Source organism: Kitasatospora sp. NPDC085895, from assembly GCF_040702125.1.
GTDB lineage: Bacteria > Actinomycetota > Actinomycetes > Streptomycetales > Streptomycetaceae > Kitasatospora > Kitasatospora arboriphila.
In genome coordinates this window covers 14,492-27,792 of record NZ_JBFBJY010000009.1, presented here as the reverse complement: position 1 = coordinate 27,792, position 13,301 = coordinate 14,492, and the positions used below count along the sequence as shown (strand labels likewise).

Genomic DNA, 13,301 nt, shown 5'->3' with positions numbered 1-13,301 from the left:
GGCACCATCCGCCGGCCGTCGACCGACACCGTCACCGCTTCTTCGTTTCATGGTGGTTCCAGCGGTCGTTGACGGTTGGTGCGCGCCTGACCGGCCGGCCGCGCATGGACATGACTCTTCATCAGCTCCGCCTTGGATCGTCCATGCGCTCCGCAGCCGCAGCCACCTGCTGCGCCCACCCGGGCGGTGCCCGGCCCGTGATCACTGGCCGGACTACTTCCCCTACCCGGTGTTCCCTGAAGCCGGCGGGCTGATCGTCTGGGGAACGAACACGAACGGCGACCTGTGCTTCTGGGAGACCGCCGCCCCGGACCCGGAGAAGTGGACCGTCGTCGTCCGGCTGCGGGGCAGCAGCCCGAAGCGGGTCCGGATCCGAACCGGCGTCGGGATGGTGGAATTCCTGGTCGACGTCGTCGCCGGGCGGCACGCGTACTCCGCGACCCTTCTCGTGACGGACGATCCGGTGTGGCTGCCGAACAGCGCCGCCTGACGGGGTAACGCCGGACCTCGCATCGCCCGCCCGGCCGAGTTCGTCGTGCCCCGGGCAGCCGTCCCCACAGCCCAGGAGCTGAAGCCCCGTCACGGCAAGCGCTGTTGCAGCGCTCGTACTCCGACGGGAGGACCGGCTGGTTCCACACGACTGGCGGGCAGTCAGGAAGTGTGCGAACGGTTAAAGTTCGCAAGGTCGGTCCAGTCCGTCTTCTCGTCGCATCCCCGCGGATGGGAGAACTCGTGTCCGGGACGCCTCGCGCCATGCTCCGCACCTTCGTCGGCGGGCTGCTCCGCCGGCTGGGCGTGGTGCTCCTGGTGCCGGTCCTTGCAGGTTGCGGGGGCGGTGGTGACACCGGCCCGGGGCCGGGCGCCGCGGCCGGCGCGACGCAGACGACGACCGACCCCGGCGCGACGCCGCTCGCGGAGGGCTCGGGGCAGCAGCCCCAGGACCAGCGGGCCGAGGGCGGCGGCAACCAGGGCAGCTTCAAGACGGCGGGCCAGGTCTCGGCCCACGCCAGCGGGCAGTGGCCCATCGTGCAGATCGGTCTGTCGAGTTCGACGAATGCGAGCTTCACGGCGACCATCAGCAATGTCCGGGACTGCGCCACCGGCACGTTCACCTCCTCGGAAACGAAGCAGGTCGAGGTGGTGGACGGGAACAGCGCGGTGCCCGTCGGCTTCACGCTGAGCGGCAACCCTCCGCCCAACAGCAACCCGACCCTCTGCATGAGCGTCACCATCGACGGCGAGACGCACACCGTCACCGCCACGACCACGGTCGACGTCCCCAGCAAACCTGCGGGTGGCGGCAACCCCGACAACCCCGACGAGAACCCGGGCGAGAACCCGGACACCCCCGGCGGTAACACCCCGGACAATCCGAATCCGGGCGGTGAGAACCCCGGAGACGAGAACCCCGGAAACCAGTCGTCCGGCGAGCCCGCACCCGCCCCCCGGCCTGCGAGTCCCCGCTGACCGCTGACGGCGGGCAGGATCCCGGCGACGGCGAAAGCCCCGCAGGCACCGAGGCGCCATCACCACCACCGCCGGGCCGGTCGTGGAGCAGCTGGATCGGCCTGCTCGCCTCCTGGATCGCGCCGACCACCTTCATCACGGCCCTGCTCTTCTTCTTCGGCTACGCCTACACCGACTCGCTGTACCACTACTTCGGTGTGGACGCCGCGACCCTCAACTTCTCCACGCAGGACCTGCTGCTGCGCAGTTCGCCCGCGCTGTACCTGCCTGCCGGCGTGCTGCTGGGTGTCGGCCTGCTGGCCGCCCTGGGCTATCACCTGGCGACATGGACGATGCGCCGCGGTGCGGACGGCGGCCGGATCGTGCGCCGGGCCCGCCTGACGGTGGTGGTGGCCGTTCCGCTGTTGGTGCTGGGCTTCCTCGCCGGGTTCGAGGTGATCGACGCCGGCCCGATGGGTACCCCGCTGTTGCTCGGCGGAGCCCTGCTCGTGGTGGTGCTGGCCCGGCTCCTGGCCGTCCGGGTGGGGGGGGAGCGCCGTATCCGCTGGCCGGGGAGCGGGCGGCGCTCGGCATCAGTGCGGCGCTCATCGTGCTCTGCTCGTTCTGGGCCGCCGGCGGCTTCGCCCACCAGAAGGGAACGGCCGACGCGCGGTGGCTGGCCGGCAACCTCGCCCTGCGTCCCGCGGTGGTGCTCGACACCACGGAACGGCTGTATCTCCAGTGGCCCGGTGTGGAGGAGCGGACGCTGCCGGACGCCGGGGCGAGCCAGCGCTACCGCTACCGTTACCGCGGCATGCGGCTGCTCGCGCAGGCCGACGACCGGATGTTCCTGATCCCGCGGGACTGGACCTGGGAGGACGGCAACGTACTGATCCTCCCGGTGGACGCGGGCGTGCGGATCGCCTTCCATCCGGGCTGATCCGCGTCCGGCTCGGGCGTGCAGCGCCCCGGGCGACCGGCGCCCGTCGACGTCCAGCAGCTCCACGTCGACATCAGCGGCCGCCGCCTCACCGGCCGCCGCCTCACCGGCGGCGACGGCCACCAGCACCCCCGACCGATCCCGGGCCGTCCGCACCCGCGGGCGGCCTGTCACGACCACGCCCTCTTCAGCAGCCCGAGCGGCCGAGACGGTGAACCGTGACGTCGCCGCTGTAGGTGCCGGTGGCGAGGTGATCGTCCATGAACAGGCCGGAACCATCGTGTCCGTGGACGAAGTCGAGGCCCGGTGGCCGTGACACGGTTGAGCGGCCGGCTCTCGATCGAGCGCGTCGACGTGGGTTCCAAGAGCGAACGGGACGCCCTCGTGCTGCACCACGGGAACACGACTACGTGGTGCGCAGGTCCGGGGAGAGCCCCTTCGAGGCGACCGGCCTGAACCACCTGGCCGGCCACCTCGTGGAAGCGCAGGGTGAAGTCGACCGGCAGTACTTCTTCGTGGCCGAATGGTCCGTGCTGGACGACGACTGACGCGGTGACCGACCCGAGGCGGTCGACTGCCCGCCCCGCTGCCCACTCCGCTCGCGCCGGCGGCCGCCCCCGGCACGGGGGCGGCTGCCGGTGTGGTCGGGAGTGGCGGCCGGCCGACGGCGTTCGCCACCCTGTCGCGGTGGTGCGGACGGTGTTCTAGGTGTTCGGTGGTGTGGTGTCCGGTGGCGTGGTTCGCAGGCCGCCCAGGAACGCCGCGAGGTAGCGGTGGGCGGTGTCGATGCGGTCGGCGGGCGTGCCGCCGTGGACGTCGACGGCGTGGGCGATACCGCACATGAGCGGGACGAGGTCGGTGGCGTCGAGGTCGGGGCGGACGGTTCCGGCGTCGCGGGCCCGGTCGAGGAGTCGGGTGCCGGCCGACCGGAGCGAGTGCTTGAGTTCCGTGGTGCGCGGGAGTGCGTCGGTGACCGCGGCGGTGACGGGGGCCAGGGAGGCGTCCGTGACCTGTGCCTCGACGGTGCGGAGCAGGAAGCCCTCGAGTGCGCGTCGGGGGTCGGTGTCGGCCATGGCCTGCTCGCCGTGCGCGGCCAGGTCCTCCAGGCAGGGGGCGGCCACCGTTTCCAACAGCGCCTCGGGAGTGGGGAAGTGCCGGTAGACGGTGCCGACCCCCACTCCGGTGCGGCGGGCGACGTCGTTGAGCTGCAGGGGCTCGCCCCGGTCGACCAGGGTGCGGGCGACGGAGACGATCCGGTCCCAGTTGCGGGCCGCGTCCTTGCGCAGGGGCGTCGTCATGGGGACATGCTAATCGGATGGCCCATCCGGAACGGTCTCCGCCGCCCGCGCCGTGCCGGCGGTCAGGCGGCCGACAGGGGCGCGTGCCGTTCGCTGAGTCGGCGCACGGCTTCGACGACGCGGGGGTCGGTCGCGGCGCGGAGCGGTGCCGCGGGTCGGGCGTCGGCGCCGATGACGACACCGGTCCGGCCGGTCAGGGTCTCATCGGTGGCGGCGGTGATCGAGGGCCTGGCGGCCGTGGACGCCGGGCCGGAGGTGGAACGTTCGAACTTGCGGCGCACCAGCGGCCACAGCAGCCGCAGGCCGGGTGAGACGATCCCGGGGTCGGTCATGGTGCCCTTCGTCATGTCGGTCGCGGCGCCTCCGGGGTCGGCCGCGAAGACCGACACGCCGGTGCCGTCCAGTCGTGCGGCCAGGTCGAGCGTGTGGGCGAGGTTGGCGAGCTTGGCCCGGCCGTACCAGTGGAAGCCGTAGTAGCCGCCGGGCGGCTCGACGGCGTCGAACGTGCGCTTGGCGAGTCCGACCGCGCCCGAGGTGACGTTCACGATCCTGCTCGGGGCGCCGGCGGTCAGCGTGGGCAGCAACAACTCCGTCAGCAGGTACGGCGAGAGGTGGTTGACGACGAACGACGCCTCGATGCCGCCCAGAACAACGCGCCGGGGGAACATCGCCCCGACGTTGTTGACCAGCACGGTCAGCGGGTCTCCGGAGGCGGCGTGGTCGGAGGCGATCCGGTCGGCGAGCACGCGTACGTCGTCGAGCGAGCCGAGGTCGGCCGCAAGGAACCGGCCGGGACGCGCCGGGTTCGCCGCGTTGATCCGCTCGACCGCCCGGGCGCCCCGATCGGGGTTGCGGCCGACCACGGTGACCGCGTACCCGGCGGTCGCCAGTCCCACGGCCGTCTCCAGCCCGATGCCGGCCGTCCCGGCCGTGACCACGGCTGTCTTCCGCATGTGTGCCTCCACTCGAAATTCGGATAGGTCATCCGCTTAGTGCTGGACGCTAGCACATGCGGATGAACTATCCGCTTGCTGTGCGGTTTTCCCGACCGCACGTTCGCGTTCGACGGGTTCGGGCCGCTCCGGCAGTTCACCCGGTGCACTCGAACCGGCCGAACCACGCGGTCCAGGCCCGCGCACTGCAGGCCCACCTTCGCTGACGCAGTGCCAACGCCCGCCACCCCGACGTCCTTCCGGCCCGCCGCAAGGGGCGTGCCCCGCGTCCGCGGGGGGAGAGGTGTCCGCCGGAGAGGGCCGGCCGGCCCTCGCCGCGTGATCGAGCGACCTGGCGAAGCCGTGCGGTCATCGGCCGTTTGCCCTCGGATCAGCGGCCGGCCAGGTGCCGTGCGAAGAACCTGCGGATCGTGCGGCGGACCGTGGGGACCGATGCGGTCGGATTGACGGTGCCGATCAGCGCGTTCCTCTCCGCCGCCGTGATCAAGCCGGCTGCCTGGAGCCGGGGGAGCATCGCGGCGTAGTCGGTGAAGATCCAGTGGTTGGCGTCGGCGACACGTGCGCTGCGGACCCGTCGGCCGGAGAGCGCGGCCAGGGCCCGCCAGGAGCGGTCCAGTTCCTGCCGGCGGTCGAACCCCTCGCTGCCGAGCAGGAGCAGTGGCCGGTCCATCCCGTGTGCCGTGACCGGGAACGGTTCGGCGGCGGCACCGGGCGCGGAGGGCGGGTGGTCCAGGTGGCCCTCCAGGTTGATCCCGGCACGCACCCGTCGGTCCTCGTACATCACCTCGGTCACGGCGCTGCCGCCGGCGGAGTGTCCGTACACGCCGAGGCGGCGCAGGTCCAGCGTCTCGGCGAGCCCGCGCGGCAGCGGCAGGTCGGACGCGTGCCCGAGCCGGTCGAGGACGTGGTGCAGGTCGGCGATCCGTGCGTCGATCATCGTGCGGGCCACGGCCGGCCGGTCCCGCGGGTCGCCGCGGAAGACGGTCGTCCGCACGGTGTCCTCCCGGTACGGCCGGGCATCCGGGAACTCGACCGCTGCGGCGTCGCCGGGGTGGTCGACCGAGAGGACGACGGCGCCGTGACTGGCCAGGTCTTCGGCCAGGGACGTCCCCAGGCCGCGTGGGTCGCCGCCGCCCGGGCTGTGCACCAGCACCGGCCGTCGGCCCGGTAGCGGTGACGCTCCCTCGAACGAGTGGGACCGGGTCGCGCCCCAGTTCACGCCCGCGGCAGGCAGGTGGAGCGGCGTGAGCGGCGCGATCCGTCCGAACCAGGTCGCGGCCTGCGGCGGCATCTGGGGAGCCGGGGCGAGGCCGGTGACGTCGCGGGCCGGGTAGTGGACCGTCAGCATGAGCTCCCTCACGGGGATCGTGGGGTCCCACGGGTCGCGCCGGGAGTCGTCGACGAGGTGCACGGGCCAGCACCCCACGGGGTGGCGGCCCGTGGGCGCGGGCAGGGTGAGTACGGCACCGCCCGGGACCGGTCCCCCGGCGGCGGCCCGGGAGTCGGCGTGGGCGCGGCCGCCGGCGCCGAGCAACAGGGCGGCGGAGCCGAGCAGTACGGACCTGGTGACGGCGCGTCGGCTGATCGAGGAGTCGTGAGTCATGCCGTGCAGGCTGTCCCGCCCGTCCCGGCGCCCGCGATCGTTTAGGTTGGAGGCTCAAGGATGGCGTCCCGGAACGCTGTCGGGGCCGATACGCAGGGGGAGGCGTGCTCCGGATCCACTTCACGCCGGACGACTTCGCGCGGGTCAGTCTCGCGCCCCGGCCGGCGCCGCTCCAGGAGCTCAACGTGGCGCTGACGATGATGTGCCGCCGGGACGGCGAGCTCCTCCACGGCTCATGGCGACGCCGGGCGTTGCGCGTCCTGCCGAACGCTGCCCTCCCGCTCGCGGACCTCGTCCCGGCCGGGCGGGCGCCGAGCTTTCTGGACGTGCTGGCGGACTCCCTCCCCGACGCCCTGGAACAGGTCCGCTCGGCCCCGGCCGAGCTGGTCGGTGCCGAACTGGAACGGGTCTACGCACCTGTGCGCACGCCCGTCCCGGCGTGGATCCACGAACTGCACCGGGGATCCCCCGGGGCACGGCGCTCGGTCCGCCGTGCCCAGCACGCGGCGTTCACGGCGCTGCTCGGCCCGGTCTGGGCGCAGGTGCAGGACCTGCACCACGCCGAGTTCGTGCGTCGGGCCGTGCAACTCGCCGAAGGCGGCGTCGGCTCGGTGCTGGCCGGGCTGCTGCCCGGAGCCCGCCTGCACGCAGGCGTGTGGGAGCTCCCGGGCAGGCCGCGGGAGGTCCACCTCGGCGGGCGCGGGCTGCTCCTCCTGCCCAGCTTCCACTGGACCGGCGGGCCGCTGTTGTCCGACCTTCCCGACCGCCCGGTCGCCGTCACCTACCCGGCGGGTGCCGGCTTTCCGCCGCAGCCCGATGGTTCCGCCGGTGGAGAGGCGCTGGCCAAGGTGATCGGGAACACGCGCGTCGAGCTGCTGCACCTGCTGGCCGAGGAACGCACCACGACCGGGCTCGCCCGACAGCTCCGCGTCAGCGCCGCCACGGTCTCGGCTCACACCGGAGCTCTTCGCGGCGCCGGACTGATTTCCACTTCGCGTGCCGGCAAGGCGGTCCTGCACCGGCGCACCACGCTCGGCAGCCTGTTGCTACGGCAGGATGCCTAGGTCGGCCGCCGGCCACGACCGGATCTCCCGGTTCGGGCGCCACCAGCGCCGACCCGGCGAACGTGTGCGGTCACGGCACTCGTGGACGAGGGGCGCAAGGCCCTCGGCGTGGCCGTCACCGCCCGGTCGGGTCGGTGAGGGGCTGTTGAGAGGCGGTCGGCGGTGCGAACAGCGCCTGGACGGTTTCGGTGGCCAGGTCCCGCAGCCAGGTGTGGGCGCGGTCGTCGTCGTAGCGCTGGTGCCACAGCAGGTACAGCGGGACTTCGGGCAGCGGGAGTGGCAGTGGCAGGGTGGCGAGGCCGAGTTGGTCCCGGGCTGCGCGGGTGACCGCGTTCGGGACGGTGACGACCAGATCGGTGTCGTGGGCGAGTTGCAGTGCGAAGGCGGCGGTGGGCCCGGCTGCCACGACGCGTCGCTCCAGACCGCGGGTGGTCAGGGCGTCGTCGATCGGGTCGCGCAGGCTTCCGCGTCGCGACACGGTGAGGTGTTCGGCGGCCGCGTAGCGCTCGATGCTCAGCGGGTCCTCGGTGAGGGGGTGACCCGGTCGGACGGCGACGACCAGCCGGTCGCTGCCGACGAGGCGGTGGCGGATGTCGGGGAGCGCCGGAGGAGCGGAGCTCGATTCGAGGTCGACCTCGCCCCGGCGCAGTTCGGCGTCGTCCGTGCCGGGTTCGGCGGACAGGCGGAGCCGCACGCCGGGGGCCCGGCGGTGGACGGCGGTGATCAGGGCGGTGCCGCAGGCGGCGGTCAGGGCGTCGTGCCAGCGCACGGTGAACACCCGGTCCAGGGATGCCAGTTCGAGTTCCTGCTGCGCGGACAGGAGGTGGTGGGCCTGCTGCACGAGGGCGTGGACCTGGGCGCGCATGGCCAGCGCGCGGGTGGTGGGGACCATGCTGCGGCCGGTGCGGACCAGGATCTGGTCGCCGGTGGCCTTGCGGATGCGGCCCAGGGAGCGGCTCATCGCCGGCGCGGTGACGTGGAGGCGCTCGGCGGCGCCGGCCACGCTGCCCTCCTCCAGCAGTGCGTCCAGGGCCGTGAGCAGGTTCAGATCCAGTTGCATGGGAGTCAATCTACAACTGAATAGCATGCACTTGTTGTTAATGATCGGGTCGCCTACCTTCGAAGTGCAGGCGCAAGGCAAGCCGCCCGCACACATCGAATCCAGGGAGCCCACCATGAGCACAGCCATGCCTTTCGCCGCCGACGCGACGCTCCTGCCCGAGGTGACCGCCGCGGTGAAGGCCGCCGGCGTCACCCTGCGCGACCGCCACACCCCGCACGCCCGGGGCGTGAGCCTGGAGGAGGTCGTCGCCGAGATCCACGCCAACGACGACGCGGTGCTGGACGTGCTGCGGGAGCCGCTGCTGCGGGTCCGGCCGGGGTCGCAGTGGGCCGAGGACGAACTGGCCGGCGGCGCGCTCCCCTCGGGGGAGTGGTGGGTCGTCGACCCCGCCGAGGGCAACATCAACCACGTTCACGGCATGGAGGACTGGGCCGTGACCGCCACCCTGGTCCGTGACAACCGGCCGGTGCTCACCGTCGTCCACCTGCCGCTGACCGGCGACACCTACACCGCCGTCGCCGGTGGCGGCGCCCACCTCAACGACCGGCCCCTGAAGGTGTCCGCCAAGACCGATCTGGGTGCCGCGCTCGTCGGCACCGGCCAGGCCAGGCCCGGCGAGGACGAGCGCACCTTCCGGCGGATCGGCGACTCGGTCACCGCCATGCTCGTCAACGGCCTGGTCGTGCGCGTGTCCGTTCCCGCCACGATGCAGCTCATCCACGTCGCCGCCGGACGCACGGACGCCTTCTGGCAGTTCTCCGACGTCCGCTCCGGTCTGGTCGCCGGTGCGCTGTTGGTCTCCGAGGCCGGAGGCACCGTCACCGACCTGGCGGGCGAGCCCTGGAACACGGGCAGCCGCGACTTCCTGGCCGCCGCCCCCGGCATCCACACCGCCGCCCTCGAGGTCCTGACGCCGATCGCCTGACCGGCACCCCCTGTCCACCCACCTCACACCGCAAGGAACGTCACCACATGACCAGCATCGGCATCCTGGGCGCCGGCCGCGTCGGCGCCAACCTCGCCGGCAGGCTCTCCGCAGCCGGGCACCGCGTCACCCTCGGTGTCCGGAACCCGGAAGGGACCGCAGCGCTCGCCGCCGACACCGCCCCGCTGATCGCCTTCGCCGACCAGCGCACCACCGCCCGAACCGCGGACATCGTGATCAACGCGACGCCCGGCGACACCTCGCTTGACCGCCTGGCCGGCCTGCGCACCGAGCTCTCCGGAAAGCTCCTCGTCGACGTCTCCAACGCCACCCGCGACGCCGACGACGGCCTGCCCGGCGACCTGTGCTACCCCGGCAGCAGCCTCGCCGAGAAGCTCCAGGCCGCCCTCCCCGACACCCGGGTGGTCAAGACCCTCAACACCATGCTGTTCACGGTCATGACCGCTCCCGAAACCCTGGCCACCCCACCGACCGCCTACCTCTCGGGCGACGACCCGAACGCGAAGAGGACCGTCACCGGCCTGCTCGGCGACCTGGGCTGGCAGCCCGCATGGATCGAGGACCTCGGCGGCATCACCACGGCCCGCGCCACCGAGGCCATGATCCTCGTGGTTCCCCACATCCTGCGCCGACACGGCTTCAAGCCCTTCGCCGTCTCCCTCGCCCGCTGATCCGCCGGTGACGCCCGAACCCGGCGACATCGCCCCCGCAGACTCCACGCGGGGCGACTCCCGAAGTCCTCGACACACGGCTCCCGTTCTCGTGTGCGGAGCGATGGCGGGTCGTCGGGCGGGCCCGGCCCCTGACTGCATGCCGATGCGCGCGGCCCCCTAGCATCAGCACCATCGCACCGCGACGGAGCTGTGCACGGCGAGGGGGGAACGTCCATGAATGCCCGGAAGATCGGCGCGGCCGCTGCGACGGCGGTGGCGGCCTTGGCTGTCCGTGACCTCGTGCAGAAGAGGCACGCGCTGCAGCGGAACTTCCCGGTCGTCGGGCACGCCCGGTACCTGCTGGAGCGGATCGGGCCGGAGCTGCGGCAGTACATCGTGGCCTCCAACGGGGAGGAGCGCCCGTTCAGCCGTGACCAGCGGACCTGGATCTACGCCTCGGCGAAGGAGGAGAACAACTACTTCGGGTTCGGCACCGAGGTGGACGTGGAGCACGTCCAGGGGCACGCGTACGTCAAGCAGCGCACCTTCGCCGGCCCGCTGCCCGACCTGCACGACCCGCAGGCCCCGCTGCCCTCGGCGAAGGTGCTCGGCGGACCGCGCGGGCGGGCGAAGGCGTTCCGGCCGGCGAGCGTGGTGAACATATCCGCGATGAGCTTCGGGTCGCTGTCGGGCCCGGCGATCACGGCGCTCAACCAGGGCGCGGCGCTGGCCGGCGCGATGCACAACACGGGCGAGGGCGGCCTGTCGCCGTACCACCGCAACGGCGGTGACCTGGTCCTCCAGCTCGGCACCTCGTACTTCGGCTGCCGCGACGCGGACGGCGGCTTCAACCTCGACAAGCTCAAGGACGTGGTCGCCGGCGCGCCGGTGAAGGCGATCGAGATCAAGCTCTCGCAGGGCGCCAAGCCCGGTCTGGGCGGCATGCTGCCGGGGGCGAAGGTGACCCCGGAGATCGCCGCCATCCGCGGCATCCCGGCCGGGCAGGACTGTGCCTCTCCGTCGCGGCACAGCGCGTTCGGCGACGTGGACTCGATGCTGGACTTCGTCGAGCTGCTCGCGGCCGAGACCGGGCTGCCCGTCGGGGTGAAGAGCGCGGTGGGGGACACGGGCTTCTGGCAGGAGCTGGCCGCGCTGATGGCGCGCGGCGACCGCGGAGTGGACTTCGTGACCGTGGACGGCGGCGAGGGCGGGACGGGGGCGGCTCCGCGGATGTTCGCGGACTCGGTGTCGCTGCCGTTCCGGATGGGCTTCTCCAGGGTGTACGGCACCTTCGCCGAGCTGGGGCTGACCGACGAGCTGACCTTCATCGGCTCGGGCAAGCTCGGCCTGCCGGAGAACGCCACGGTCGCCTTCGCGCTGGGTGTCGACATGATCAACGTGGCCCGTGAGGCCATGCTGTCGATCGGCTGCATCCAGGCGCAGAAGTGCCACACCGACAAGTGCCCGACGGGCATCGCGACCCAGAACCCGTGGCTGGCCCGTGGCCTCGACCCGGCTTCGAAGTCGACCCGGGCCGCGCTGTACCTGCGCACCCTGCGCCGGGAGCTGATGAAGGTCTCGGCGGCGGTCGGCGTCGCGCACCCGGCGCTGATCACGGCCGACGACGTCGAGATCATGAACGGCGACTACGAGGCCCGCACGCTGGCCGGCGTCTACGGCTACAAGGACGGCTGGGGATCGCTCGGTCCGGAGCTCGCCGAGGAGATCACGGCGCTTCTCACCGTCGGGCCGAACCCGGCCCGGAAGCCCGCTGTCTGACGCGCCGACCGGTACGGTCAACGCCCGGTGTGCGGCCCGCGCCCTCGCTCGTGCGGGCCGCACACCGGCGATCGATCCGGACCTGTCGAGGGGCGCCCGCCGCCCTTCCTGCGATCCGGTTCGGCAGATCCCCCGCACGTTCCCGCCCCACCCGGCGCCGGGTGTCCGTCGGTACCGCAAGCCTTCAGCGGAAGCCGTCGCGGGCGGCACCGGCCTGCCGGCCCCGGGCGACGCCGGACGCCGACCAGCCCGCGGCAACCGTCGGCTTCGCCCGGCGGGAAGCGACGGCGTAGCGTCGAAGACGATCCGTCCCGGGCCACCCGGCCCCGCGGGCACCCGGCGTGTCGGGAGGTGGGTTCCCGTGAGCGAGCAGGTCCCGGTGGCACGGTTCCGGTTCACCAGCGGCGATCCGGACGAGGCGCACGCGTTCCTGCAGCAGCAGTACAGCGAGTACCGGTTGCAGTCCGGCGGCGTGCGGCAGGGCTCCACGCTGGCGGTCCGCGGCACCGCGGCAGGCGGCCTGAGCGTGGACCACCTGGACAACACGATGTGGGCGCGGGTGAAGGCGAAGTCCTTCCACCGCCCCACGTTCGTGCAGCTGCGCGGGGGACGGCTCCACGGGGCCACCCACGACAACGGCCGGGACGGGGAGTACCGGTGGCTGCCGGGAAACTGGGGCACCTACCCCGTCGGAGACCCGATGGACATCGCCTGGGACGACGTCGACCTGCTCGTCGTGTCACTGCCCGCCGACGCCCTCACCCGGGCCGGCGCTGTCCTCGACGGCGACGCACCGGTGCGGCTCACCGGCTGGGCACCCGTCTCCGCGCAGCGGTACCGGCTGTGGAACACCACCGCGGACTACGTCCGCCGGCAGATGGAGGCGGCCGACAACCCCCTGGCGGAGCCGCTGCTGCGCCAGGCCATGGTCGAGCTGCTGGCCGCCACCGCCCTTGTGACCTTCCCGAACACCACCATGGCCCACGCCTACGAGCCCGGTCCCGGCCGCATGGGCGAGAGCTCGCTGCGCAGGGCGCTGGCGTTCATCGAAGCCAACGCCGGCCGACCGGTGACCATCGCCGACATCGCGGAGGCGGCCGGCACCACACCGCGGGCGGTCCAGTACGCCTTCCACCGGCACCTGGACACCACCCCCACCGGGTACCTGCGCCGGGTCCGCCTGGAACGCGCCCACCGGGAACTCGTCGCCGCCGATCCCGCCACCGGGACCACCGTGAAGCAGATCGCGGCCCGCTGGGGCTTCGCCAACCCCGGCAACTTCGCGGCCCTCCACCACCACGCCTACGGCGACACCCCCAGCCACACCCTCCGGACCTGAGACCCGCTGCCCCGCTGGTCCTCTCCCACGCGCACCCTGGTGGCCGTTGCCTCTCCCCGCTCGGCCACCACGGCCCCGACACCTCCTCAGCGGGCGGCGTGCAGATCAGTTCGGCAGCCAAGGGCGGGACGCCCGGTCGATGCAGGAACCGCGGGGCTCGGCGCCAACGCAGGGGGCTGTCGCACGGGTTCGCCGAGATGGCCGTACGCTGGGCGTC

Annotated in this window: 13 protein-coding genes; 9 read left to right on the top strand and 4 right to left on the bottom strand. The window is 72.9% G+C overall.

The genetic code is table 11. From position 1 onward, the window contains the following. Positions 1-229 precede the first annotated feature (229 nt). The 4 genes from AB0442_RS08100 to AB0442_RS08085 all read left to right on the top strand — a co-directional run bounded on the left by AB0442_RS08100 (position 230) and on the right by AB0442_RS08085 (position 2,934). The gene (locus AB0442_RS08100) at positions 230-490 is read left to right on the top strand and encodes a hypothetical protein (RefSeq protein ID WP_366161510.1); all 261 of its coding nucleotides are present in this window, start codon (positions 230-232) and stop codon (positions 488-490) included. A 305-nt stretch (positions 491-795) separates the two neighbouring features. Continuing rightward, a complete protein-coding gene (locus AB0442_RS08095; RefSeq protein WP_366161509.1) occupies positions 796-1,467 on the top strand; it encodes a hypothetical protein in 672 nt (223 codons plus the stop codon). Between the two features lie 589 nt (positions 1,468-2,056). Beyond that, positions 2,057-2,386 (top strand): hypothetical protein, encoded by a 330-nt coding sequence (locus AB0442_RS08090; protein ID WP_366161508.1) that lies wholly within the window; start codon positions 2,057-2,059, stop codon positions 2,384-2,386. Between the two features lie 410 nt (positions 2,387-2,796). Beyond that, positions 2,797-2,934, top strand: a complete 138-nt coding sequence (locus AB0442_RS08085) for a hypothetical protein (RefSeq protein WP_366161506.1) — start codon at positions 2,797-2,799, stop codon at positions 2,932-2,934. A 156-nt stretch (positions 2,935-3,090) separates the two neighbouring features. Here AB0442_RS08085 and AB0442_RS08080 read toward each other — a convergent pair whose 3' ends face one another. The 3 genes from AB0442_RS08080 to AB0442_RS08070 form a co-directional block, all read right to left on the bottom strand. Beyond that, complete coding sequence (locus tag AB0442_RS08080; RefSeq protein WP_366161505.1) at positions 3,091-3,684, bottom strand: helix-turn-helix domain-containing protein; 594 nt, start codon at positions 3,682-3,684, stop codon at positions 3,091-3,093. Positions 3,685-3,746: 62 nt separating this feature from the next. Beyond that, the gene (locus AB0442_RS08075) at positions 3,747-4,637 is read right to left on the bottom strand and encodes an SDR family NAD(P)-dependent oxidoreductase (protein WP_366161504.1); all 891 of its coding nucleotides are present in this window, start codon (positions 4,635-4,637) and stop codon (positions 3,747-3,749) included. 370 nt (positions 4,638-5,007) lie between these two features. Next, positions 5,008-6,240: an alpha/beta hydrolase gene (locus tag AB0442_RS08070; RefSeq protein WP_366161503.1), complete on the bottom strand. Its 1,233-nt coding sequence runs from the start codon at positions 6,238-6,240 to the stop codon at positions 5,008-5,010. Between the two features lie 104 nt (positions 6,241-6,344). On the opposite strand from AB0442_RS08070, the gene AB0442_RS08065 reads away from it, so the two are divergent. Continuing rightward, positions 6,345-7,304 carry an ArsR family transcriptional regulator gene (locus AB0442_RS08065; protein ID WP_366161501.1) on the top strand — a complete coding sequence of 320 codons (960 nt, stop codon included), beginning with the start codon at positions 6,345-6,347 and terminating at the stop codon, positions 7,302-7,304. A gap of 115 nt (positions 7,305-7,419) precedes the next feature. Here the strand turns inward: AB0442_RS08065 and AB0442_RS08060 are convergent, their stop codons facing one another. Next, positions 7,420-8,364, bottom strand: a complete 945-nt coding sequence (locus tag AB0442_RS08060) for a LysR family transcriptional regulator (protein WP_366161500.1) — start codon at positions 8,362-8,364, stop codon at positions 7,420-7,422. Positions 8,365-8,479: 115 nt separating this feature from the next. Between AB0442_RS08060 and AB0442_RS08055 the strand changes: the two genes are divergently transcribed. The 4 genes from AB0442_RS08055 to AB0442_RS08040 all read left to right on the top strand — a co-directional run bounded on the left by AB0442_RS08055 (position 8,480) and on the right by AB0442_RS08040 (position 13,084). After that, positions 8,480-9,292, top strand: coding sequence for an inositol monophosphatase (locus AB0442_RS08055; protein ID WP_366161498.1), 813 nt, complete (start codon positions 8,480-8,482; stop codon positions 9,290-9,292). Positions 9,293-9,339: 47 nt separating this feature from the next. Next, positions 9,340-9,984 carry an NAD(P)-binding domain-containing protein gene (locus tag AB0442_RS08050; protein ID WP_366161497.1) on the top strand — a complete coding sequence of 215 codons (645 nt, stop codon included), beginning with the start codon at positions 9,340-9,342 and terminating at the stop codon, positions 9,982-9,984. A 216-nt stretch (positions 9,985-10,200) separates the two neighbouring features. Then, positions 10,201-11,745 carry an FMN-binding glutamate synthase family protein gene (locus AB0442_RS08045; protein ID WP_366161495.1) on the top strand — a complete coding sequence of 515 codons (1,545 nt, stop codon included), beginning with the start codon at positions 10,201-10,203 and terminating at the stop codon, positions 11,743-11,745. Between the two features lie 361 nt (positions 11,746-12,106). Continuing rightward, positions 12,107-13,084 (top strand): helix-turn-helix domain-containing protein, encoded by a 978-nt coding sequence (locus tag AB0442_RS08040; RefSeq protein WP_366161494.1) that lies wholly within the window; start codon positions 12,107-12,109, stop codon positions 13,082-13,084. The last annotated feature ends 217 nt before the right edge of the window (positions 13,085-13,301 follow it).